The sequence below is a fragment of the Sphingomonas sp. S2M10 genome, from assembly GCF_012650175.1.
Classification (GTDB): domain Bacteria; phylum Pseudomonadota; class Alphaproteobacteria; order Sphingomonadales; family Sphingomonadaceae; genus Sphingomonas.
The window spans coordinates 1-22,694 of the sequence record NZ_JAAILI010000074.1; the positions used below are offsets into that span (position 1 = coordinate 1).

General features: G+C 63.3%; 20 protein-coding genes. 2 read left to right on the top strand and 18 right to left on the bottom strand.

All coding sequences use genetic code 11. The features are described 5' to 3' along the window. Nucleotides 1–183 precede the first annotated feature (183 nt). From S2M10_RS17335 to S2M10_RS17370, 8 genes are all read right to left on the bottom strand, one after another. The gene (locus tag S2M10_RS17335) at nucleotides 184–1,989 is read right to left on the bottom strand and encodes a DUF262 domain-containing protein (protein ID WP_168847173.1); all 1,806 of its coding nucleotides are present in this window, start codon (nucleotides 1,987–1,989) and stop codon (nucleotides 184–186) included. A gap of 41 nt (nucleotides 1,990–2,030) precedes the next feature. Continuing rightward, complete coding sequence (gene dcm, locus S2M10_RS17340; RefSeq protein WP_168847174.1) at nucleotides 2,031–3,362, bottom strand: DNA (cytosine-5-)-methyltransferase; 1,332 nt, start codon at nucleotides 3,360–3,362, stop codon at nucleotides 2,031–2,033. Beyond that, on the bottom strand, nucleotides 3,359–3,601 hold the full coding sequence (locus S2M10_RS17345; RefSeq protein WP_211091116.1) for a hypothetical protein: 243 nt from the start codon (nucleotides 3,599–3,601) through the stop codon (nucleotides 3,359–3,361). The genes dcm and S2M10_RS17345 overlap by 4 nt, the downstream gene beginning before the upstream one ends. 199 nt (nucleotides 3,602–3,800) lie before the next feature. Then, nucleotides 3,801–4,787 (bottom strand): endonuclease/exonuclease/phosphatase family protein, encoded by a 987-nt coding sequence (locus S2M10_RS17350; RefSeq protein ID WP_247650886.1) that lies wholly within the window; start codon nucleotides 4,785–4,787, stop codon nucleotides 3,801–3,803. A 6-nt stretch (nucleotides 4,788–4,793) separates the two neighbouring features. Further along, nucleotides 4,794–8,111 carry an error-prone DNA polymerase gene (locus tag S2M10_RS17355; protein WP_168847176.1) on the bottom strand — a complete coding sequence of 1,106 codons (3,318 nt, stop codon included), beginning with the start codon at nucleotides 8,109–8,111 and terminating at the stop codon, nucleotides 4,794–4,796. Next, on the bottom strand, nucleotides 8,108–9,664 hold the full coding sequence (locus S2M10_RS17360; protein ID WP_168847177.1) for a DUF6504 family protein: 1,557 nt from the start codon (nucleotides 9,662–9,664) through the stop codon (nucleotides 8,108–8,110). Before S2M10_RS17360 ends, S2M10_RS17355 begins: the two co-directional genes overlap by 4 nt. Continuing rightward, entirely contained in the window at nucleotides 9,585–10,316 is a 732-nt protein-coding gene (locus S2M10_RS17365) for a damage-inducible mutagenesis protein (protein WP_168847178.1), read from the bottom strand. The genes S2M10_RS17360 and S2M10_RS17365 overlap by 80 nt, the downstream gene beginning before the upstream one ends. A gap of 155 nt (nucleotides 10,317–10,471) precedes the next feature. Further along, the gene (locus tag S2M10_RS17370; RefSeq protein WP_168847179.1) at nucleotides 10,472–11,401 is read right to left on the bottom strand and encodes a hypothetical protein; all 930 of its coding nucleotides are present in this window, start codon (nucleotides 11,399–11,401) and stop codon (nucleotides 10,472–10,474) included. 238 nt (nucleotides 11,402–11,639) lie between these two features. Here S2M10_RS17370 and S2M10_RS17375 point away from each other — a divergent pair, with 238 nt between their 5' ends. Together S2M10_RS17375 and S2M10_RS17380 are read left to right on the top strand one after the other, a co-directional pair. Further along, nucleotides 11,640–12,230 (top strand): hypothetical protein, encoded by a 591-nt coding sequence (locus S2M10_RS17375; protein WP_168847180.1) that lies wholly within the window; start codon nucleotides 11,640–11,642, stop codon nucleotides 12,228–12,230. Next, nucleotides 12,208–13,143, top strand: a complete 936-nt coding sequence (locus S2M10_RS17380; RefSeq protein WP_168847181.1) for a nucleotidyl transferase AbiEii/AbiGii toxin family protein — start codon at nucleotides 12,208–12,210, stop codon at nucleotides 13,141–13,143. Before S2M10_RS17375 ends, S2M10_RS17380 begins: the two co-directional genes overlap by 23 nt. 354 nt (nucleotides 13,144–13,497) lie before the next feature. On the opposite strand, the gene S2M10_RS17385 is transcribed toward S2M10_RS17380, so the two are convergent. The 10 genes from S2M10_RS17385 to S2M10_RS17430 all read right to left on the bottom strand — a co-directional run bounded on the left by S2M10_RS17385 (nucleotide 13,498) and on the right by S2M10_RS17430 (nucleotide 22,079). Next, nucleotides 13,498–14,793 (bottom strand): phospholipase D family protein, encoded by a 1,296-nt coding sequence (locus S2M10_RS17385; protein WP_168847182.1) that lies wholly within the window; start codon nucleotides 14,791–14,793, stop codon nucleotides 13,498–13,500. A gap of 27 nt (nucleotides 14,794–14,820) precedes the next feature. Further along, complete coding sequence (gene gnd / locus S2M10_RS17390) at nucleotides 14,821–15,798, bottom strand: phosphogluconate dehydrogenase (NAD(+)-dependent, decarboxylating) (protein WP_168847183.1); 978 nt, start codon at nucleotides 15,796–15,798, stop codon at nucleotides 14,821–14,823. 166 nt (nucleotides 15,799–15,964) lie between these two features. Further along, nucleotides 15,965–16,459 carry a DNA starvation/stationary phase protection protein gene (locus S2M10_RS17395; RefSeq protein ID WP_168847191.1) on the bottom strand — a complete coding sequence of 165 codons (495 nt, stop codon included), beginning with the start codon at nucleotides 16,457–16,459 and terminating at the stop codon, nucleotides 15,965–15,967. 173 nt (nucleotides 16,460–16,632) lie between these two features. Further along, nucleotides 16,633–16,920, bottom strand: coding sequence for a hypothetical protein (locus S2M10_RS17400; protein WP_168847184.1), 288 nt, complete (start codon nucleotides 16,918–16,920; stop codon nucleotides 16,633–16,635). 81 nt (nucleotides 16,921–17,001) lie between these two features. Further along, entirely contained in the window at nucleotides 17,002–18,744 is a 1,743-nt protein-coding gene (gene argS, locus S2M10_RS17405; protein ID WP_168847192.1) for an arginine--tRNA ligase, read from the bottom strand. A 24-nt stretch (nucleotides 18,745–18,768) separates the two neighbouring features. Continuing rightward, entirely contained in the window at nucleotides 18,769–19,050 is a 282-nt protein-coding gene (locus S2M10_RS17410; protein WP_168847185.1) for a DUF427 domain-containing protein, read from the bottom strand. Nucleotides 19,051–19,115: 65 nt separating this feature from the next. Next, nucleotides 19,116–19,388, bottom strand: a complete 273-nt coding sequence (gene grxC, locus S2M10_RS17415; protein ID WP_168847186.1) for a glutaredoxin 3 — start codon at nucleotides 19,386–19,388, stop codon at nucleotides 19,116–19,118. Between the two features lie 14 nt (nucleotides 19,389–19,402). Then, on the bottom strand, nucleotides 19,403–20,668 hold the full coding sequence (locus S2M10_RS17420; RefSeq protein WP_168847187.1) for a thiolase family protein: 1,266 nt from the start codon (nucleotides 20,666–20,668) through the stop codon (nucleotides 19,403–19,405). Between the two features lie 66 nt (nucleotides 20,669–20,734). Next, the gene (locus tag S2M10_RS17425; RefSeq protein WP_168847188.1) at nucleotides 20,735–21,481 is read right to left on the bottom strand and encodes a ferredoxin reductase; all 747 of its coding nucleotides are present in this window, start codon (nucleotides 21,479–21,481) and stop codon (nucleotides 20,735–20,737) included. Next, a complete protein-coding gene (locus S2M10_RS17430) occupies nucleotides 21,474–22,079 on the bottom strand; it encodes a sulfite oxidase-like oxidoreductase (RefSeq protein ID WP_168847189.1) in 606 nt (201 codons plus the stop codon). Before S2M10_RS17430 ends, S2M10_RS17425 begins: the two co-directional genes overlap by 8 nt. Nucleotides 22,080–22,694: the final 615 nt, after the last annotated feature.

Below are 22,694 nucleotides of genomic sequence, written 5' to 3' on the forward strand. Positions count from 1 at the left end.
GCCCGCTGCTCCACCACCATACGAACCGCCCGCTCGCGGACTTCAGGTGAAAATTTGTTGGTTGTCTTGCTCATAACGGATGCTCCTTCTCACAAGTTGGAGCCTCCTGGAAACCCGGGGCGCTTCACATCGCCAACAGGAACGATCGCGGCCGGGCCGAGGCTGGGCTCACCCTCGACCATATCAATCTATAGTGATCTTGCGGATCTCGAGCAGCGCCCCGATCGCGCTGTCGCCGTAGCGCTCGCGCACGGCGGCGTCGGCGTCCGCGAGGCTGAGGCCCAGCGTCTCGAGGATGCTGGTCGCGGAGTTGGCGATGTGCGCCCACTGCGTCTTGTTCTGCGTGCTGCTGGGTCCGACCATGCGGGCGGTGAGTTCCCGCACCGCATCGATCTCCTCCTCGAGCCTGTCCTGTTGCCCGGTGATGACCAGGACGAGGCAGGCGAGCAGACTGGCGACGACTGGCAGTTCCTCCCACCGCGACGCCATCTCGCTCTTACCCTTGCGCCGGAACTTCGGATGCCAGGCGTCGGAGGCCGCTTGGTGGAGTTCGAGGGCGGTGATGAGGTCGTTGGCGAGGTTCTCAAGCGTCGTCCTCGATCGGAACTGCGCGAGCCTGTCGCTGTCAATCGACCTAAGGAACTCGTCGATGTGGCTCGCGGTCGAAGGGGTTCGGTAGGACTTGTCCGGGCCCTGCGCCGGTTTCAAGATCAGTGTGGCGACCGTCCACAATAGGACCTTCGTGCGCTTAAACCGCGTGATCCCGAAGCCGAGAGCCTTGATGTTCTCGTGGGCGGTAGTGGGATCAATCCCGGCCTTGACCATTTCCGGCGCGATCTCGGGCTCGGGGCGGTCGCCGCCCACGAACAGCATTAGCCGCGAGATCATCAGGTGGTTGAAGACGGCGTTGCGAATCTCCTCCGCGTTGAGCTTCATCCCCTGCTGGTTGTAGAGCCGGAAAACCTTGTGGATGTCCCTCACCTGGGTATCGCGGTAGATGAGCACCGGGATGAAGTAGTCGCACGCCCGCTCAAACAGTTCGGCGACGGTTATCGTCTCCCCGGCAATGCGGACCTGCTTGTCCTTGATCTCGCAGTAGTAACGCCCGCCGAGCGGCTTGAGGGGATCAAGGTCGTCGGTATATTTCTTCGTCTTGAAGGGCAGGTACTTCTCGCGGATGTCCGTCGCACGCAGGTTATTCCGCCTGGCAAACTGTGCAAAGTTGGTGTCGAACGTCTCCCATTCCTTCAACTCCTTGGCCTTGGCGCGACCCTCTGGATGCGCACCCATGAAGCGGAGGATTGCAGTGACTCGTTGCTTGCCGTCGACGATCTGGAATCGCTGGCTGTTCGACACCTTCGCGAGAATGATTGAGGGAAGCGGGATGCCGCGGAGGATGGACTCGATCAGCATCTGCGAGTCGGAGTTCGACCAGACGAAGTCGCGTTGGTAGGTCGGGTTCAGTTCTAGCTGATTTTGAAGAGCTCGGCCGGAAAGATCGTAGATGCGCCACTTATCGACGGTCGCGTTGATCGACAGGGGCTCGGTAGCAGGTGCCTCGTTCCATGCGTCAACCCACGCCTCCGTGGCCGCCGCGACCGATAGCTCTTCATCGAGCATCTGTAGGAAGTTGGTGCGGTTGCTCACGGCCCGGCTCAGTCGTTCCTCGAGGACCTGAGCGCCCATCTCATTGAGCACGATGTGGCCATCCTCGCTCTGGAAGCTAGCCTCTGCCTTGCCCGGCGAGAGTTCGTCGAAAAGGCGCAGGGCGACCGCCTTTGGCGGGTCCTGCTGGTCGAAGCTTGAGTCTAAGTTGAGCCACGTTGCCACCTCGAGCACCCGGGCTAGCCACGCGCTCGACGCGAAGTCTATCTCTGATGGATCGAATGGGCTGGGCACCTTTCGCCGTCCATCGAGTTTTGGCAGAGCGCCGGGCTGCGACAGCTCGGAGAGGAGCGTAGCAACCTGGTCGAAGTCTAGGTCTTCCAACGCGCAATCCCCTCTAAATTTGCCAGAACCCCTTATGAGGTTCAGGCAACGGCTTCGATCTGAGCCGATCGGCTGGCGAAGGGAAGGCGCAACTTGGTCTGCGTTGGCGGCTTCTCCTCAAGCAGCGCCGCGGCAACGGCACCGATTACATCGACGTTCACCGCGTTCCCGAGCGCCTTGAAGGCGGCTGTCTGTGTGTCGGGTAGGTGCTTCAGGTCGCCCATGCTCTGGAGCCGTGCGCACTCCCGCATGGTCATGTAGCGGCCTTCCCAAGGGATCACGGGCACTTGGCTAGTCGTCAGAGCGACCAGGGAGGGCGCTGCGGTTGGCCTCTTCGCGCGAATGCCGGAGGCGCGGAACTGGATGATGCACTGGCTCAGGTCACGCGGGCCATCCTTCCAGTTCCACTCGAGCTTCTGGAAGCTCGGGGCAAAGCCGCGGATGGATGGGAGCCAAGGATCGATGATGGCCTTGTGGCGCTGGTAGAAGCGGCGGTTTTGCTCGATGAACTGGATCTTCCACTCCGGGAATCGAGCGTTGCCATCGCGCGCGTACGGCGGCAGCGCCTCCAGGACCTCTGCGTCGGTCATGTTGCGCAGCGGTTGCCCGAACGAGCCGCGGAACGACCTTATTTCCGAGAGACCATGTCCAATCGGCGTGGCAGTGCGCGCGGGGTAGGTCGCGCCGAACTCCATCGCCCAGATCGGGAATGAGGGTAGCTCCGCGTCCGCTGGCAAAGCGTCCAAGAGTTGTTGCCACGCGTTGAGGTATGTCACGAACGCCAAGGGCAGCGGTTTCGCCCCGACTGGGTTCCTGTCGAGAACCGAACGGATATCGACGGCGTTGGAGTCGTGGGTTGGCTCTGGCCACTCGAACGCACTGAGGCTGCTGCGCGCGCCAACAATAATCGCGCGCTGCCGAAGCTGCGGCACTCCGAACATGTGGGGCGACATAAGGGCGGAGTCGATCTCATAGCCGAGGTCGCGCAGGCGCTGCCGGACCCTATTCCAGGTGTTACCACCATCGTGTCGCATGATGTTCGGAACGTTCTCGATTATCAGAAAGCGAGGTTCGTGCCGCTCTAGGATTTTGATCATGTAATCGAAGAGATCGCCCCATTGAGGACAGTCGAAGCCCAATTGGTCTCCGGCCTTCGAGAACGGCTGGCAGGGGAAGCCTGCGCAAAGAATGTCGTGCGCCGGCACGAGCGCAAAGGCCTCGCGGATGTCGCCATGGGGGCGAATGCCGAAGTTACGCTCGTAGAGGTCGGCCAGATTCGAGTTGAGTTCTGATGCGAAGACGCACTCGTGTCCGAGACGTTCAAGCGCCTGGTGGAACCCGCCGAGGCCCGCGAAAAGGTCAATGAACCTCACGGTCGCCGCTCCAGTGGAAAGGTCAATTGCCTGGATGCATGCTGTTCGAGCAGATTGCGGACGGCGAGCCGCATCACATACTGCAAATTGACGGGTGGTGTCGCGGTCGAACAGAGCTGTTGGAGCGCATCGTAGTCAGCCTGGTCGACCGACACCGTGAATCTTTTTTGGTGTTTAAGGTGTGCCATGCCACTCGGTCCTCCCTGCACCATGATGCACCAAATTTCATCAAGTTGCACGCTCTTACGACGCCCTGGCGAAATGTTGTTTCCACACGCCTTCTAGGCAGCCCAGACGGTGGCGAAGAATGCGCGCGTCGCGCCCAACCATCGGCTTAACGGTTGGAAGGCTTATGGCTTGTCCGCACGTCAAAGCGCCAAAGTTGCTCAAGTCACCGTCGCTCGAACTGCCCCTGAAGCGCGCGAAATCTCTGTGACGCTAGCGAGCAAGTGTCACCGCGATCGGGCAATGGTCGGAATAATGCTTTTCGCCATTGGCATAGTGCGCCTCGGTGAAACCCGTCATGGCCGCGCCAGCGCGCCTGTCGAGTACGATATGGTCGATGAATGCATCATAGCGTGGGTCGCAGCTGGTTGGAGTGCCGGCATCGGCGAGCCTGAGATCGGCATTGGCGGGCTGGCCATCGTCGATTTCGCTCCAGAAGCGGTCGCCGGGGCTGCCCAGGCGCCGGTTCCAGTCGCCGAGTACCGCGAAGCGCTCGGGCCCAGTGGCCGCGGCATCGATCCACGCCTCGACTGCCGGAACTTGCTGGAGGAGGACAGGGCAAGCCTTGGCCTCGCTGCCTTCGAAACAGCCCGACTTCAGATGGATCCCAAGTAGCCGGATCGGATCGTGGCCGCGTGCGCGCACGGTGATATCGATGCCCGAGCGTAGCTGGGGATTGCCGAGCATCAGTCTGGTGACGTCGGGGTTGCGATCGAAGGTGATGCCTTTCCGGATCGCAAAGCCGACAGCCTGGCGAATGAAGGCCTGGTCCGGATGCCGGCCGCCGCAGGTCCCGCTTGCTTCGCCCGGCCGTTTCTCCATCACCACCGTGTAGCGGGCGGGGTCGAAAACCCGTTCGGCCGCCTTGACGCTCTCCGCCTCCTGGAAGGCGATGACATCGGCATCGAGGCTGTCGGCGATCCGCCGCATGGCGAGATAGTCATTCGCGGCGCGTGGCTCGCAGCCGGTCCCCTCCTTCTCGGCGAGGAATTCCAAATTCCAGCTGGCGAGCTTCAGCGGCCGCGCGGCGGCGGCGGCGATTTGTGGGGGCGGGCCGGGCTGCGTTGAGCAACCGGCGAGCGCCAGCAGAATCGCGTACAGGGGAAGACGATGGGAGATCATACGGCCTTGTGGCGACCACAGCGCACGTCCGCAATGCAAGAGACCACTCTTGATCTGAAGGGCGGCGAGCGACTTCAAGCAGCCCTAACGGAAATCCCGGGGTTTGATCTTGATGCCGTCGGTCGGCTGGCCGGGAATGATGCCAGATCCCAACCGCAAGTCCGGCACGTAGATGGTGCGCGCATCGCGTCCGAGGGTCTTGTTCGCCGGGTCGCGGGGGTCAGGCGATATCGGACTTTTGGCAACGTCTGCTCTGCTGACCCGATAGATGTCGGACACATCGCGGCGGCTGCCCACGCTTGCGAGCATCGGCGACAGATCTTCAAGCCGCTGGGCGATCAGATGGATGACCTCGCCTTCGCGTTGCACCTGGCCGCGAACGCCCATCATGGACGAGCCGAGCACGGTGCGCCGGTTCGCCTCGAATATCTTGGTCCAGACGACGAGGTTGGCGACGTTGGTTTCGTCCTCGAGCGTGATGAACATCACGCCTTTGGCCGAGCCGGGCTTCTGCCGGACGAGCACGATCCCGGCGAGTTCGATCCACCGCCCGTCCTTGACGCTCTGCAACTGCTCGCAGGTAATCATTTTCCTCGCCCTGAGCTCGTCGCGGAGGAAGGCGAGAGGATGCGCTCGCAAGCTCAGGCCGGACGCGCGATAGTCCTCCACGACCTGCGATCCTTCGGTCATTGGCGCGAGCAGGACCTCAGGTTCCATCGCCTCGGCGAGCAGCTTGCCCGCGCGTTCGTCGGCCGCGGCGAAGAGTGGCAGAACTTCGCTTCCGAGACCTTTGACGCCCCAAAGGCCTGCGCGGCGGGAAAGGGCGAGGGACCCGAACCCATCGGCATCGCCGATACGATCCAGTGCACCGCGGCCGACATGGGCGCGTCGCTGGATCTCCTCGACGGATGAATAGGGCTGATCGCCTCGCGCGCTGACGATCGCAGCACCGTCGGCGTTGGCAAGATCGCGTACCATGCAGAGTCCCAGGCGCACCGCCATGTAGCGGCCGCTTCCCGGCTCGAGCGTGCAGTCCCAGCGGCTGTGATTGACGTCGATCGGGCGTACCTCGACGCCGTGCTGCCGTGCGTCGCGCACGATCTGCGCGGGGGCGTAGAAGCCCATGGGCTGGGCGTTGAGGAGGCTTGCGCAAAAGGCATCCGGGTGATGGCACTTCACCCAGGACGAGGCGTAGGCGATAAGGGCGAAGCTGGCGGCGTGGCTTTCGGGAAAGCCATAAGAGCCGAAGCCCTCGATCTGCTTGAAGGTCTTTTCCGCAAACTCGCGATCATAGCCGCGCGCGACCATCCCTTCGATTAGCTTGTCCCGGAAATGCGAGACGCCGCCGGTGAGCTTGAAGGTCGCCATGGCCCGGCGGAGAAGATCCGCTTCGCTCGGGGTGAACCCCGCGCATTCGATCGCGACGCGCATCGCCTGCTCCTGAAACAAAGGCACGCCCAATGTCTTTTCGAGGACACGGCGCAGTTCGGGGGTAGGGTAGGTGACTTCCTCCTCGCCGTTGCGCCTACGTCGATAGGGATGGACCATGTCGCCCTGGATCGGGCCGGGGCGCACGATCGCGACCTGGATCACCAGATCGTAGAAGGTCCGGGGTGCCATTAGCGGAATCGACGCCATCTGGGCGCGGCTCTCGATCTGGAAGACGCCGAGCGTGTCGGCCTTGCGGATCATGGCGTAGGTCGCTGGGTCCTCGGCGGGGATGGTCGCGAGGTCGAGATGGACGTCCTTGTCATTGGCCATGAATTCGAACGCTCGGCGCATGCAGCTGAGCATGCCGAGCGCGAGGACATCGACCTTCATGAACCCCAGGGCGTCGATATCGTCCTTGTCCCATTCGATAACCTGCCGATCCTCCATCGCGGCGGGTTCGATTGGGACCAGTTCGTCGAGGCGATCCCGGGTCAGCACGAACCCGCCAGGATGCTGCGAGAGATGGCGCGGGGTGTTGATGAGCTGGCGCGCGAGTTCCAGCGTGAGCGCGAGGCGTCGGTCGCCCATATCGAGGTTCAGTTCCTCGGCGTGCTTCTCCTCGACGCCCTCGCGGCTCCAGCCCCAGACCGATGACGACAGACCGGCGGTAATATCCTCGGAAAGTCCCAGCGCCTTGCCGACTTCGCGGACCGCGCCGCGCGCACGGTAGCGCGTCACGACGGCGGTCAGCGCGCTACGCGTCCGGCCATATGTCTCATAGATCCACTGGATCACTTCTTCCCGCCGCTCATGCTCGAAATCGACGTCGATATCGGGCGGCTCGCGGCGTTCGGCCGAGACAAAGCGCTCGAAGAGCAGCTCGGATCGGACCGGGTCGATCGAGGTGATCCCAAGCACATAGCAGACGGCGCTGTTGGCGGCCGAACCGCGGCCCTGGCAGAGGATCTCGCGCCGCCGCGCCTCCGCCACGATCGAATGCACGGTCAGAAAATAGGGGGCATAGTCGAGGTCTGCGATGAGCTTGAGCTCATGCTCAAGCTGCTGCCGAACCTTTCCATCGATCCCCTCTGGATAGCGAACGGGTGCCTTCTCCCAGATGAGGCGCTCGAGTTCCTCCTGCGGCGTCCGCCCGGGCACCTGGATCTCATCGGGATATTGGTATTTGAGTTGTTCGAGACTGAAGGTGCAGCGCGACGCCAATTCCACGCTGCGCGCGACGGGCGAACTGTCCTTCAGATAGCGCCTGAACAGGCGCTCCATCTCCGCGCCAGTCTTGAGGTGTCGGTCCGCGAACCTCTCGCGCCGGGCGCCCAACTCATCGATCGTGCATTTCTCGCGGATGCAGGTAACGACGTCCTGCAGCAACCGGCGATCGGGCGAATGATAGAGGACATCGCCTGTCGCGACGGTGGGGACGCGGGCGGCGGCCGCCAGCGCCGACAGGTCGCGCAGACGGATGGCATCGCGCGGGCGGCGGCGGATCGACAAGGCCATATAGGCTCGGTCGCCGAAGATGCGGCGCGTTCGGGCGAGCGCTTCCTCCGTCACGGCATCGGCGCGGTCGGGCGCCAGCATCGCGATCAGCCCTTCATTCCATTCCTCGATGTCCGACCAATCGAGATGGCAGGCCCCTTTGCCGGCGCGGGCCTTGCCGACACTGAGCAAGCGACACATCCGGCCATAGGCCGCGCGGTCGGTCGGATAGACGAGCAGCGCCGTGCCATCGGTTAGATCGAGACGGCACCCGATGATGGCGCGCACGCCGGTTGTCTTCTCCGCATCCCACGCCCGGACGATACCCGCAACGCTATTGCGGTCGACGACGCCCAGCGCCGGCAGCCCCAGCAGCGCGGCGGCCGCGAACAGCTCCTCCGGCGACGACGCGCCTCTCAGGAAGCTGAAATGCGTCGTGACCTGAAGCTCGACATAAGCCGGCGCAGCTTGGCTCATGCGAAGGCGCCATGGATGAACCAGCGCATGGGACCGGTCGCGGGGTTCTCGCCGTCGCCAAGCCGGAACAGCCAATAGCGCCCCCCCGTCACGGTCTCGACCTGGTAATAGTCGCGGACGGTGTGGGGCCGCTCGGCTTCATGACCGGCATCGCGCCACCATTCGCCGTGGAGCCGCTCAGGTCCGTCAGCTCGGGTCACCCGGAAGCGCTGGCGCCGCCAGACGAACATCGCGGGAGGATGGTCGGGGAGCATGGCCGTGACGTCGATCGCCTCGGGCGGCGTCAGCATGCGACAGGGGCGGGGAAGATCGTCGTCCCAGGCCGCGCCGCTGGCGCCTGCCAGTGCGGCGGCGGCGCTGACCGATCGCTCCGGCATCGCGCTTGCGCGCGGGGCAGAGCGATAGAGGCTGTTCTGGCCGAAGCGATTGGCGAGCGCATCGACGAGGGACGCCAGATCGGGGCCGCGGCGCGTCAAGCTTTCAAGGCCTTCGCCCTGCCTGGCCGCCATCGGCTCCACCAGCGGCGACACCAGTGTCATCGCCTCGATCCCGAGGCCGGGGTCGACGGTCTCCAGCTTGGCGCACAGGAGTTTCGCGAGATGCGGGACATCGCGCGAGGGCGCCGCCGTCCCGACGCGGATGGCTTGGTTATGGGCATCGACCCTGTGGAAAGAACAGTCGAGCCTTCGCGCACCTTTGCCGAGCCTGTTCAGTTGGTCGACGATGTCCGCGACGAGATCGTGGATCACCTGCCCGAACGCCTCCGCGGTCACGAGCGGCTCGACGAAACGGCGGCGGGCGCGGGGGAGGGCGTCGGGAAAGATCGGGTCGATCGGCTCGGGCAGTGTTCCCAGCGCCTGGTCGAGGCGCCGATGCAGATTGCGGCCAAACCGCTTCGCGAGCGGCCCGCGGGGCGTTCCGATCAGCTGCTCGATCCGCTCGAAACCCAGCTTCCGCAAGCCTTCGACGGCATCGGCCTCGAAGCGCAGCGATGCGATCGGCAGGAGTGCCAGCGCCTCGCGATGCTTGCCCGGCTCGATCGTGACCGGCCGCCCCGCAGGCACGTGGCGCGCCACGGCATGCGCACAGCCCGCAGTGTCGGCGACGGCGATCTGGACGGAGAGCCCGAATGCGGCAACGCGCCGATGGAGATCCTTGAGCAGCGCCCGCTCGCTGGTGAACAAATGCGCGCAGCCGGTGATGTCGAGCCAGATTCCGTCCGGCGGGTCGGGCGCGACGACCGGCGAATAACGCTGCCCGGCCCAGAGTGTGAGCCGCCGCAGGCCTTCGAAATCGGCATCGGGATCGGCGTCGACCACCTCGAGCTCCGGCGCGAACGAGCGCGCCTTAGTGATCGTCATGCCTGCCCGAATGCCAAGCGAACGCGCGGCGCCGTCCACGGACGCGACGATGCGCCGCCCATGATCGGGTATCGCCGTGATCAGTGGAATGGTGCTGGGAGACGCCGCGCCGTCAGGCGGCGACTTGGCGCTCTTCCGCCGCAGCCGGTCGGTCGACCAGTGCGGCAGGAAGACCGATACGACCCGTCGCATCGCACCCCTCCACAATCCAGCTATGCGGGTTGCCGCCGCGTACGCGCTCGAGCGCCACGTGCCAGCGGGCGCGTCCGAGACTGGGAATGCCCAGATCTTCGCTCGGCGACGCCGTGATCCGCCAGCGCGTCATGGCGGCGGAGCCTTCGCCCACTTCCTCGAGCTTTGCGGCGCGGCGAAAGACAAAGGCCGGCACGCCCAAGCCTTCCGCCGCAAGCTGCAGGCGCTTCGAGGCGGTCGTCGAATATTTGGTGATCTCGCCGACCACGCCGGCAACGCCCGCATGGCGGAGGCATTCCTCCATCGCGAGCAGCACATTGGCGTCGTTGCCCGCCTCGACATAGATGACGCGGTCGGGATGGAGCCCGGCAAGATGGAGGGCCGGCGCGAACAGGTCGCGCCAGCGCAGGCACCAGAAGACAGGGCCTTCGATCCGGGCAAGGATGCCGGCCAAGAAAGTGGTCGCGCTTGCGTCGTCTGCAAGGTCGGGGCTGCCGGTGATCTCGTGAAGTGCGCCGTTGGCGATTCCCCCGCCGGGCAGTCGATCGTCGATTGCGCTTAAACCAAAGGGAATCGCGTCATGACGCGCGCCCACGCCTTCGATCTGCGCGATACGCGCACGCAGATCTTCGAGGACGGTCGATTGGCGCATGACATAATGAGACTCGGGAGCGGTTGATTCGTTCCCTTTATGTTCTAGTCGCAGCCAAGCAGAGTCAAGCGGTCATCGCGTCGCTGCGGAGAGAACCCCGTAAACTGCTCGTGCGGGATGGAGATCCTCGTCCGCTATCGGCCATCGTCGAATCGTCAGCGCATATCTTCGTATCGAACCGGGATATGCACCTTTGGGATGCTTTCCAGCTGTGGAACCGCACGTGTCTCACCACCCAGCGTGCGCCATTGACGTTCGCGGGCGCGGGCAGAGGAAAGCGACAATTCCATAATGTGCGCGACGGCCATGGCAGATTTGCCCATGTCGAATAGCCGGTAGCAAACCTCGACGCCGCGCGGTGTCAGGCGGCCGCGATGATAGCGGTTCTCGGGCCAGCGCGGATGGAAATCGCCGACAAGCTCGGTGGCTTCGATCGACATCTCCTTGTTCAAAGCCTGGATCGCAGTCCGCCGCTCGCGGACGAGCTTGCGAATTCTCCGATCGAGGCGCCTGATGTCGTCGCGCAGTGCCTTCTCTGTGGCCTCGAAAAAGATTCCCCGCATGCTCATCACGCCGACATAGTGTTTGGCGATGGTGCGCTCCTCTAAAAGCCTGCGCATCGCCTCCAAGCGATCGAGCGCCTCATAGTCGTGCTCCTGCCGGTCCGGCATGTACGTGAGGTGGTCGCGAACCCAGGCGTCGGTGCTGAGGTCAGCGGTCACCTGGTCGAGATGGTGCGCGATGCTGTTCCGCCTGCCGATTAAATCGACCATCTCGCGCCGCTCGTCCGGGGTCAGCACGCCGTCTCGTACAAGGGCATCGAATGCACGCTTCACTTTCTTGCGATCGGGCACCTCCTCCTCGGCCGGGCGATCCTCGTCGTTGACGGCATTCTTGCAGTCTCGCTGGGCGGCGACGATCTCGAGCACCTCGCGCTTCAGCTCTTCGGCATGGTAGATGATCAGGATCATCTGCAAAGCGCGGTGCCGTATCATGCAGCGTTCCAGCTCCGGCAGCCGGCCCCGCAGTGGATCGGTGTAGTGCGGCTTGCGGCCTTCCCAGAGAGGCTCTTCTCGCTGCGTCATAGCGCTGGCGCGCCGCCGCGGTCCCAGCGGATCGGGGTGGCATTGGGTCGGTCCGGGCGACTGGCAACCGAGGCCGGCCAGGATCGTGCGAGGCCCCGAAACCCGCAGGAATGGGCACCGTTCCGAATTCCCGGTCGCCCGCTGGCTGCATGGCTGGCCCCAAGCTCAAACGTCACCTTGATAATTATCTGCATGAAGCGTATCTCCATGTCGGAAACGACGTATTTTGGTAGCACCGATGTCAAGCTTGACCGAGCAGATTCTGGAGCGCTTCACGGGCGGCGATACGATCGCGCGTGCGGATCTCACGCTGCCTGCCAATTATGACTCGGTGGGCCGGGCGTTGGGCGATCTTGTCAAGGCGCGCAAGATCACGCGGGTGGGACGGGGCCGTTACAAGCTGGCGACCAGCAGCGTGCCCTTGTCGAGTGGGACGATCGCAGAGGCGATCAGCCGGAAGGTCAGCCGCTCGAAGCGCAACGTTTTCCTGCGGGGCGACTTCGATAAGCTCGGCAGTTACGATGGGGTCGGACGCGCGCTCAAGCAACTCACCCGGACCGGCAAGCTCGTCCAGATCGGCTACGGCCTCTATGCCAAGGCTGAAGTGTCGCCGTTCAACGGCAAGCCGGCGCCTCTCGTCGGTATCCGCCGGCTCGCGATCGAAGCGCTTGGGCGGCTCGGCAAGGCGGTCGATGTTTCGAGCTTCGACAAGGCGTATAACAGCGGCCGTTCGACGCAGGTGCCGACTGGTCGTACCCTGGCCGTGAAGGATCGCGTTCGCCGCCGTATCGGCTACGACGGCAATTATGTCGTTCTCGAACGCGCCTGACGCGATCACGCTTGGCCGCGTTGCCGGTGCGCTGGCGGTCGATGAAGCCTTTGTCGAAAAGGACTGGTTTGTCGTCCAGGCGATCGCCGTGCTCGTCGCTGTCGGAGGCGAGGACATCGTGCCTGTATTCTCCGGCGGCACCTCGCTGCTCAAGGGCTACGGCCTGATCAAGCGGTTCTCCGAGGACATCGACTTCAAGCTCAACCTGTCCGCCGCCTTTGCGGAGCTCTCCGGCGGGCAGCGGCGCAGGGCGCTCGGCGACTTTCGGGACAAATTGGCCGACGCGTGGAAAGCCGCCGGTTTCAACGTCACGGATGTCGTGGCGCGCGATGCGAATGGATTTCTCCAGTTCGAGATGGATTACCCCTCGATCCTGGATGCGCATGACGCGCTGCGTCCGCACATCCTTGCCGAACTCTCCGCGAAGCCGCCCCGTCTCACTGTGCAAGGCCGCCCGCTGGCGTCCTATGTTGCGCAATTCCGCCGGGCAGATCCGGAAGTCGGCGCGATCGCATGCGTGGACCCCGTCGAGACCGCCGCAGACAAGCTCAGTGCCTTCAGCTGGAGATCGCTGGTGCGCGACCGGGCATCGGCGAAGGACGACCCCGCGATCGTGCGTCACCTTCATGATCTTGCCGCACTTGAAGCCGCGGTGTCGGCGAGCAGCGATTTCCCCGCCTTGCTCGCCGAGACGCTTGTCACAGACACAGGACGTGGCGGGGAGGCAACCGCGAAGCTGGCACCCGCCGATCGGCTGGCGGCGATGCTGGATACCCTGCGCGCCGACGCGCTCTATCCTCTCGAATATGCGCGCTTCGTCGAAGGCATGGCATTCGCGGGCGACAGCGAGGTGCCGTCATTCGAGGAAGCGGTGGCGGCCGTGAAGCGGCTGTCTGCGCTGTTGCCAAGCTGACGGTGCATATCCCGGACGCGTAGACGAGCAGGCTCGTCGCGGGGCCTGATAAGAATGAGTGTGGGCGCAGCAGCTTCTGGCATCCCAATGCATTCTCTGTGCCGCCGGCGCGATCAGGTGGTGCAGCCGGTGGCCGCGCTGCTACGTCAACCGCCATGCAATCAACGCAATATCGACCTTTTGCCGTTGGCGCGAGAGTTGCCGATCACGTCCGCTTCGACCGTGATTTTCTCGGTTTCTTTAGTTCCGCTTCTTTGCGTCGATTGGCTTCGGCGATGACGCAGTCGGGTGCGTGCGGCGGCACGATCCAGCCACAAGCGTCACACCTGAAATCGTCTCGGCCCATGTCGATGCCTACTCCTCGTCTGAGTCTTCGTCCGTCTTCCAATAAGCGAAGTTGAAGAGCGCATCGAGTTCGCTAAGGTCTGTAAGGCGAAGACTTTGCCGTAGGCGCTCGGCATCCTCAGCAAATTGCGCGTAGCGTGCCCCGTCGACCGAGGCCTTGGCCGGTGTGCGGGGATAGCCAGTGATATTGGCGAGCCCCATTCCCTTTACCGAGTTGCGGTTCATAACCGGAAAACGGCCAGGATCGCGGGTGTGCAGGATCTCGGTGAGAACGTTGGTGCCGGCACGCGGGATCTTGTCGAAATGTGCCTTGAGGAGATCAAACAGGACGGCAGGATCATCCGATCGCTCGGTTGCCAGCGCGCGAATGGCCGCCTGGAATTGGGTGGGCTTCTTCGCAATCGCGGTCTTGCCGCGCTGCATCCCGCCCGAGTGCCAATGTTGGATCAGCTCCTCATAAGCCTTGAGAAACGCGCGACCCTTGAGGTCGGCCGTACGAGCAAGGGTGGCAAGCTGCGCACGGGCTTTGGGGAGATTTTGACGACGGCGCTTTACGGACTTGTCGAAGCCTTCGGCGCCTTTGTTGGCGCGCATCTCGGCCAGGAGGTCCGCCAGCGCAAGGGTATCGCCAGGTTTGGCATCTATTGAGTGGGAGGCGCGGCGCTCTGCGATCTTCATCGCGGTCTGGTAGATGTCACGGCGCTTTTCGTAGCCATTGATCAGATCCCTGGTCGCCTCGACTATATCTTCTGCCTCGATCCGGTCGTCGATCCAGCGCTCAAGCCAGGCCCGCAATTTGGCGTTCGGGCCCGATAGCGAAGCTGAGAACTCGTGATTACCGGCGAGCCCGCCCGAGGTCAGGTTGGCCGAGCCGACGATCGCAGTCTGGCCGCCAGGCCCTTTGAACCAATAGACCTTGGGATGAAGCGTATGCCTACTTCGTTCCTGGCCCATGTAGAGGTTGATCTCGCCTCCGGCAGCGGCAGCCTTGGACTGGAGACGCCGGATCGCGCGAAGCACCGACGGCTCGCTTTGATAGAAGTCGAGGCCGACGACGAAGGTCGCCTGCAAGCCTTTCTTCGCCCGCTCCCCCAGGACTTTCCTGATGAGCTTCCAGCCGGAGAATTTGGCGAAGGCGACGATGCAGATGAGGTGAGTCGCGTGTGCGAGGTGGCGATGAATTTCGTCGGTATGACGCTCGTCATCGCCATTCTCTAGCAGTGAAGCCAAAAGCTGCGTCGGTGCGCGCCCCATATCGTTCCCCTCCCGATCGCCGTCACGCGCCAGATTGACGATCGCCGTCACCAGCAGAAGGCGCGCGCGGTGCCTCGCTCATTGCGGCATCTCGACGTGCCCACCAAAGCCAAAACGCATAGCCGAGAGAAGCTTGTCACCAAAGGTGTGGTCAACGCGGCTGCGATAGCGCGCGAACAAGGCCGCCGAGAGGACATAGGCCGGGACGGCTTCCTCCATCGCCGCGTCGATCGTCCACTGGCCCTCGCCCGAATCCGAGACTTTGCCCGTGAATTGCTCGAGCATCGGATCCCCGACCAGGCCGATCGCGCACAGGTCGAGCAGCCACGACGAGATCACGCTGCCGCGGCGCCAGACCTCGGCTACATCGGTCAGGTTGATGTCGAAGCGTTCCTCGGGCGCGAGCCGTTCGGACGACTTGCCCTTGAGGATGTCGAAGCCCTCGGCATAAGCCTGCATCAGGCCGTATTCGATGCCGTTGTGGACCATCTTGACGAAATGGCCGGCGCCGGTGGGGCCGGCATGGATATAGCCGCGTTCGGCGCGATCGTCGGTCGCGTCGCGTCCGGCGGTGCGGACGATCGAGCCATAGCCCGGCGCGAGCGTATCGAAGATCGGATCTAGCAGGTCGACGGTTTCCTTGTCGCCGCCGATCATCATGCAATAGCCGCGTTCGAGCCCCCAGACCCCGCCCGACGTGCCGACATCGACATAATGAAGCTGCTTCCCCTTTGCTGCGGCTCCGCGTTTGATGTCGTCTTTGTAGAAGCTGTTGCCGCCATCGATGATGATGTCGCCAGGCTCGGACAATTCCGTCAGTTCGTCGACAGTGCTCTGTGTGGGAACACCTGCCGGGAGCATCACCCAGAAGATCCGCGGGGTAGTGAGCTTGGCGACGACTTCCGCGAGCGAATTCGCGCCGATGGCGCCTTCATCGTCGAGCGTAGCAACTGCGGCAAGGTCGCGGTCGAAGGCGACGATCTCATGGCCCCCGCGCATCAGTCGACGCGCGATATTGGCACCCATCCGGCCGAGGCCGATCATTGCAAGACGCACTATCCTACTCCTTCTGTCAGGATTTCACGGCTACACGGACGGCCGCGGCGCGTGCACGTCCGTCTTGCGTCGGGCTAGATCGTGGAATGCGCCTGATTCACAAACGCCGGACCTTGGGCCGTCGCTGTGGATCAGTCCCGCGCCTCGGTCGCGACTGGGCGATGACTTAGCGGCTGACTTCGAAGAGGAACCACGCGCGGCGCTCCGCCTCATCCGTCCAGGCATCGATCAGGCCGGACGTTGCATTGTCCTTTGCCGCGTCTGCGACATCCTTGGCGCTACGAAGCGACTCGACCAGGTGGAGATTGTCGGCGCGGAGCTCGCTCAGCATGTCCTGCGGGGTGACGAACTCGGCATCGTTGTCCTTGATCGTCTGATGGCGGGCGATATCTCCGATCGATCGAATGGTCGTGTTGCCCGTCTTTCGGGCGCGTTCGGCGATCGCATCGGTGACAGCGAGGATCTCTGCGGCCTGCTCATCGAGGAGCAGGTGATAATCCCTGAAGTAGGGCCCGGAGACGTGCCAGTGGAAGCTCTTCGTTTTCAGGTAGATCGCATAGGCGTCAGCCAGAATGACTCTCAGAGCGTCAGCGACCGTCATGGTCGCACATCCGTCGAGATCGGAAGGCGTCGAAACGGTGGTAGCTCCAGTTTTCGTCATCGGTTCTACTTTCTCAATCATGATTTGAACGACAGCCAGCGCCGTTTCCCCGCGGGCAGCGAAGTCTGGAGGATGAGTTCATCGTCATGCGAAGTCCAATGACCCGCGACTATAGTTTCGATACCCTTGAGCGACATTTGCAGTGCAGAGCGACAGGCATCGCGCACGGGGCATTAGACCGCTGATTCTCCTTCCAACCTGTCTGATTGAAAGCCCAGCACGAAGCTCACGACCTTCTCCGCCGACATCTCACATGGCTTGAGCGATGTTTTGCCTGATGAGAGCCGATACAGGTTGAAGCTTACGAGGTCGGTCCCTGCCAACTCCCTGGCAAACAGACTGTTGCGGCGACCGTCCTCTGATCGCCGGACGGTCAAGCCGAAACGCCGGCCTTCATACACACCCTGACTGTATCCCTCGGGGAGCCCTCTGAAGGCTGCATCGAACTCCGTAAGCTGCATCACATACACCTATCTCAGTTCAGCCGACGCGCAGCGTGTTCAAGCCACCAGCGACGACCTCTCGGCAGAGATTGCACTGGATTAGGCCCTTTCCATGTGATGCCTCGGTTCAACCCCCATCACCCCCAGCCCATTCCGGATGACCTGTCCGATCGCGGCCGCCAGGAACAATCGAGCTCGGCTAAGCGGCGCGTTCTCCGGGTAGAGGAACCGCCGCTGCGGGTCGTCATTCCCCAAGTTCCAGTGTGTGTGGAACTCGGAGGCCAGCCCCTCAAGGAAGAAGGCAATCCGGTGCGGCTCGCGCGCTGCGGCAGCGGCCTCGACGATGCGCGGGAATTCCGCCGCACGCTTGACGAGCATGAGGCTCGGGCTGTCCAGGAGAGCAAGATCGGCTTCGTCTTCTGGCCCGATGCCAATTTCGGCCGCTCGGCTCGCAAGCGAGCAGATGCGCGCATGGGCATACTGGACATAGAAGACCGGATTGCTCTTCGATGCCTCCACCACCGTCGCGAAGTCGAAGTCCATCTGCGCTTCCGGCTTGCGGGTCAGCATCATGAACCGAACAACGTCCCTTCCGACCTCCCTGATGACCTCGGCCAAGGTAACGAACGTGCCTGCGCGCTTGGACATCTTGACCGGCTCGCCCGCACGCAGGAGCCGCACGATCTGCACCAGCTTGACGTCGAACCGCTTTCGGCCTTCGGTGAGAGCGTCGGCGGCCGCGACGATGCGCTTCACGGTTCCGGCATGGTCTGCGCCCCAGATGTCGATCAGCTCGTCGGCATCGCGCGCCTTCTCGAAGTGGTAGGCAAGATCGACACCGAAATAGGTCCAGCTGCCGTCCGGTTTGCGGATCGGCCGATCCTGGTCGTCACCGAAATTCGTCGACCGGAATAGCGGCAGCTCGATCGGCTCCCAGTCTTCAGAGCCTTCACCCTTCGGCGGCTCAAGGATGCCATCGTAGACAAGATCCCGCTCGCGCAGCCAGGCCTCGGCGGCATCGGGCTTCCCGGCAGCAACGAGGCTTGCCTCTGATGAGAAGCGGTCGTGGCATATGCCGAGCAGCGCCAAATCTTCGCGGATCGTCTCCATCATCGCAGCGACGGTTCGCGCACGAAAAATCGCGAGCCAAGCTGACTCTGGGGCGTGGACGTAGCGGTCACCGAAATCGGCAGCCAGCGCCTCACCGACAGGTTTCAGATAATCACCTGGGTACAAGCCTTCCGGGATTTCGCCGAGTATCTCGCCCAGGGCCTCTCCATATCTATGGTGTGCAGAGCGAGCTAGAGTATCGACCTGGCCGCCGGCATCGTTGACATAATATTCGCGTATGACGCGGTGGCCAGTGAAGGCGAGCAGGTTGGCAAGCGCATCTCCGACGACCGCCCCGCGGCAGTGTCCCATATGCATGGGGCCTGTCGGGTTGGCCGAGACAAACTCGATGTTCACCGTCCTGCCCGCGCCGATTGGTGACATCCCGTAGCGATCTTTCTGCTCCGCGATGATTGCCAGTTCATCTCGCCAGGCCTGGTCGGTCAGACGGAGATTTATGAAGCCGGGGTCCGCAACGCGTACTTCGGCAACTTCCGACAGCGTGGCGAGCCGCTCCGCCAACTTCTCGGCGATGTGGCGCGGATGAGTGCCGGCGAGGTTTGCGAGTACCATCGCGGCATTGGTCGATAGATCGCCGTGTGCCGGGTCGTGCGGCCGTTCCACGGTCAGTCCATTCAACTCAACGCCGGCCGGAACATCCCCCGACGATCGTAGGGCATCGATTTCGCGCGCCAGATGATCGAGGAAGCGAGTGTGAAGCGCCGCCGCCATCAGCGGCGCCACCTGTCCGGATTGCTACGCAACGACCACGCCTTTCCAGAAAGCGATATGATCCCGGATGGCTTCGGCAACCGGATTTGGATCGGGATAGGTCCAGGCGGCGTTGGCGTTGACCGCGTCGCCCACGCGGACATTGAAGTATCGCGCTGTGCCCTTGATCGGGCAGACGGACGTGTGCGCGGTCGCCTCAAGGAGGGTCCGGTCGACCGAGGAGGGCGGGAAGTAATGGTTTCCCTCTACGACGATTGTCTCGTCGCTTGTGGCGAGGGTGGTGTCTTTCCAGACTGCTGAGACCAACGGAATATCCTCTCGTATTTGCCAACGGCGCGTGGTTTGCGGGCTGTCTGGCCCGGGCGAAAGGATCAGTTCGGTGCCGGCGTGCGCGCGAGAAGTTCGTCGAGCCCGCCTTTGGCATCGAGCGCGAGAAGCTCGTCACAGCCACCGACATGCGTGCCGTTGATAAAGATCTGGGGCACGGTGTTTCGACCCGAAGCTTTAATCATGGCTGGTCGGTGAGCTGGATCTGCCTCGATATCGAACTCTTTCCATTGCATTCCTTTTTCCTTGAGGAGCGTCTTCGCCCGTCGGCAGAATGGACACCAGTTCATGGTGTAGAGGAGGATATCAGGTTTCATGTTCTGATCTCCGATCAGGGGCGTTCGAGGAGTGCGACGGTACCCTGACCGCCGTCGGCACAGATGCTCACGATCGCGCGCGATCCGCCCGGCAATGCCCAGAGTTCCTTCACCGCCTGGCTGAGGTCGCGCGCGCCCGTGGCGCCGAACGGATGACCGATAGCCACCGAGCCTCCGTTTGGATTGACGCGGTCCCAATCGAAGTCACCCATGGCGGCCTGGACACCGGCTGTTTCGCGCACCCACTCCCGATCGGTGATGGCTGCGACGTTCGCCAGCACCTGGGCTGCGAAGGCTTCGTGGATTTCCCAAAGTGCGATGTCTGAGAAGCCGATTTGGTGGCGGGCGAGCAGGCGCGGAATGCCATAGGAGGGCGCCATCAGCAGGCCCTCGGTGTGGTAATCGACGGCCGAAACCTCATAGTCGACGAGCCGGGCGTAGGGAGTGCCTGCCGGCAGTCTCGCCACGCCGGCCTCAGTGGCGACCCAGCACCCGGCGGCTCCGTCGGTAATCGGTGAGCTGTTGCCGGCGGTCAGGGTGCCCCTCCCACTGTCGCGATCGAATACCGGCTTGAGTGCGGCAAGCCGCTCCGCGGACGTGTCGGCACGCGGGTTCGCATCGCGCGCAAGCTCTGGTAGTGAAATCACGAGATCGTCGAAAAAGCCGCCTTCCCAGCCAGCGACTGCCCGCTGGTGGCTCTTGAGCGCCCAATCGTCCTGCGCCTCGCGCGAGATCCGCCAGGCCTTGGCGGTCTCCTCCATATGATCGCCCATGGTCCTGCCGGTGATCCGGTTGGCCCAGCCCTTGGTGGGAAGCACATAGTCGCGTGGAGTAAGGGCCTGGAGAGCGGCAAGCGCGGCCGCGGCATCCTGCGCGAAAAGGTCGGTAAGCCGCTTCGAGGCATCGGCCGTCAGAGCGAGGGAAGGGCGGCTCATGACTTCGGACCCGCCGACCATTGTGAGGTCGGTCCCTTCGCCCAGCATCCCTGCGGCAGCGAAGGTCGCCACCATGCTGGTAGAGCATGCCAGGACGACAGATAGTGCCGGCACGTTCGGATTGAGCTTGGCATCGAGCCAGGTTTCCCGGGCGATGTTGCTCCAGCCCAAATTCGGGATCACGGTTCCCCAGAGGAGCAGATCAGGTTCTGCGAGTGCCGCCATCGCCTGCACCACGGGCACGGACAGGGAGACTGCGTCGTAGGCGGCCAGCGCTCCGCCACCGCGGCCGAAGGGGGTCCGGAGGCCGGCGGCCACGAAGACGGGTTCGGCAAAGCGGCTCATGCTGGTTTCCAAACTATTTCCGGGCTGCACGTTCGCGATGGGCGGAACGCGAGGCGGCTCGTTCCGTCAGCCACCGTAGCGTTCCGTCTTGATGATGGAGGCGTCCAGGCCGGCCAGCAGTGCGCCCTCGGTCGCGATGTTGACGAAGCCGTTCGAGCCGCAGACGAACACCTGGGTCGGCTTTCGGTGAAGCCGGGCCACAATTTCCTGGACCATCGCGCCGTCGATCCGGCGCCCGAAGTCCGATGCGCGGACCGGTTCCTCGCGCGTGATCGCCAGCGCCAGGACGAAGGCCGCATCGTTGATCTCGGTGGAATGAAGCTCTTCCGAAAAGAGGACGTCCTCGGCGGTTCGTGCGGACAGGAGCAGCGCTGTCGGCACGGCCGGCTTTAGCGCGTGGCGCTGTCGGATCATTGCCATCAACGGCGCGAGGCCGGAGCCGGCGCCGATCAGCAGCACTGCGTCCACGGCTGGTTCGGGCCACAGGAAATGACCGCCGAGCGGACCGCGGAGCTCGATTTCGTCGCCGATCGCCGCGACATCGTGAAAGAACGACGAGACCTCGCCATCCGGCAGGCGCTCGATGGCGAGTTCGATGATCGGGGACGAGGCTGCTGACGACGCGATCGAATAGCTGCGCATCGCGCTGTAGCCGTCGGGCGCGGTCAGCCGAACATCGACGTGCTGGCCAGCGATGTGCGCGAACGGTTTGCTCAACCGCAGGAAGAAGCTCTTGATGCTAGGCGTCTGCTGGACGATCTCTTCGATCACGCATGATTGCCACGACGCGAGCTGTGCGCCGCCCTCAGTCATTGGTGTATCGCTGCTCGCGCCAGGGATCGCCGTAGATGTGATAGCCGCGTAGCTCCCAGAAGCCCGCCTCGTCCCGCGTTGTGAACTGCAGCGCATTCACCCACTTGGCCGACTTCCAGAGGTAGAGGTGGGGAACCAGAAGGCGCGCCGGCCCGCCATGGTCGCGGGGAAGCGGCTTGCCCGCATAGGTGAGGGCGATCATCGCCTTGCCCGAGAGCAGGTCCGCGAGCGGCACGTTCGTCGAATACCCATCGTAGCTGTGCGCAAGGACGAAATCGGTGGGATGGTCGAGCCCAGCGTCTGCGAGGATGTCCTCGATGAGTACCCCCTCCCAGGCGGTATCGAGCTTGGACCAGGAGGTGACGCAGTGGATGTCCTTGGTCACCTTGGTCTTCGGGAGGGCGTTGAACTCGATCCAGTTCCACACCTTGACGGGCTTTGGGCCGATCTTGACCGTGAACTTCCAGTCGGCGGTTTCCACGTTCGGGGTCGGTCCGGCCGAGAGGACCGGGAAATTCTCGACGAGGTGCTGGCCTGGGGGGATGCGACCCGACTGGTCGCCGCCCGAGCCGCGGCCGGTGAATCCTCTTGTGACCATGGCTAATCCCCTTGCTTGGCACGACAGACCGGAACCGGCTTTAGCTCAGGATCTCGTGCGAGATCTTTGCCGGCGCAATTGCCGATCGGATCGTCGACTGGAACTTAAAAGGCCACACGCTCAATCAGAATAGCTATGATCTCGCACACCATGAAACGTGATGACTCCACGTCGACTATAGCGCCAGGCTTGTCTGATTTCCCAATACCCCGTCGCTATAGTTTTTATAGCTTGGGAACAGTGCTGCAGGGGCATCTTCCTCATCCCAGCCCGTCGAAGGAGGCAAGGTGCGCGCACGCCGACTGCCAATCGCTGGAACCGCCGGCCAAAGGGGGAAGGGGTCTTCGGAACGCTTTGCGAGATGCCCGCTGATGGCCGGCTTTGCCCGGCTTCAATCCTGGAGGCTGCTGCCTGCATCGCTCTACCCCGTCGTTAGTGCGATCCCCGAACCTAACGGCGACTAAGGGTATGGAAACTATGTTTCGTCGTGACCTGCTCCCCATTTTCAGGCCGTTGATAACTTAGCTTCGGTGTCCATATGCCCTTGGCGGGGGCGGTTCGTAAACTCGGCGGGTGCCAACCCGCCAAGACTGCTATGCGGACGCACGGTATTGT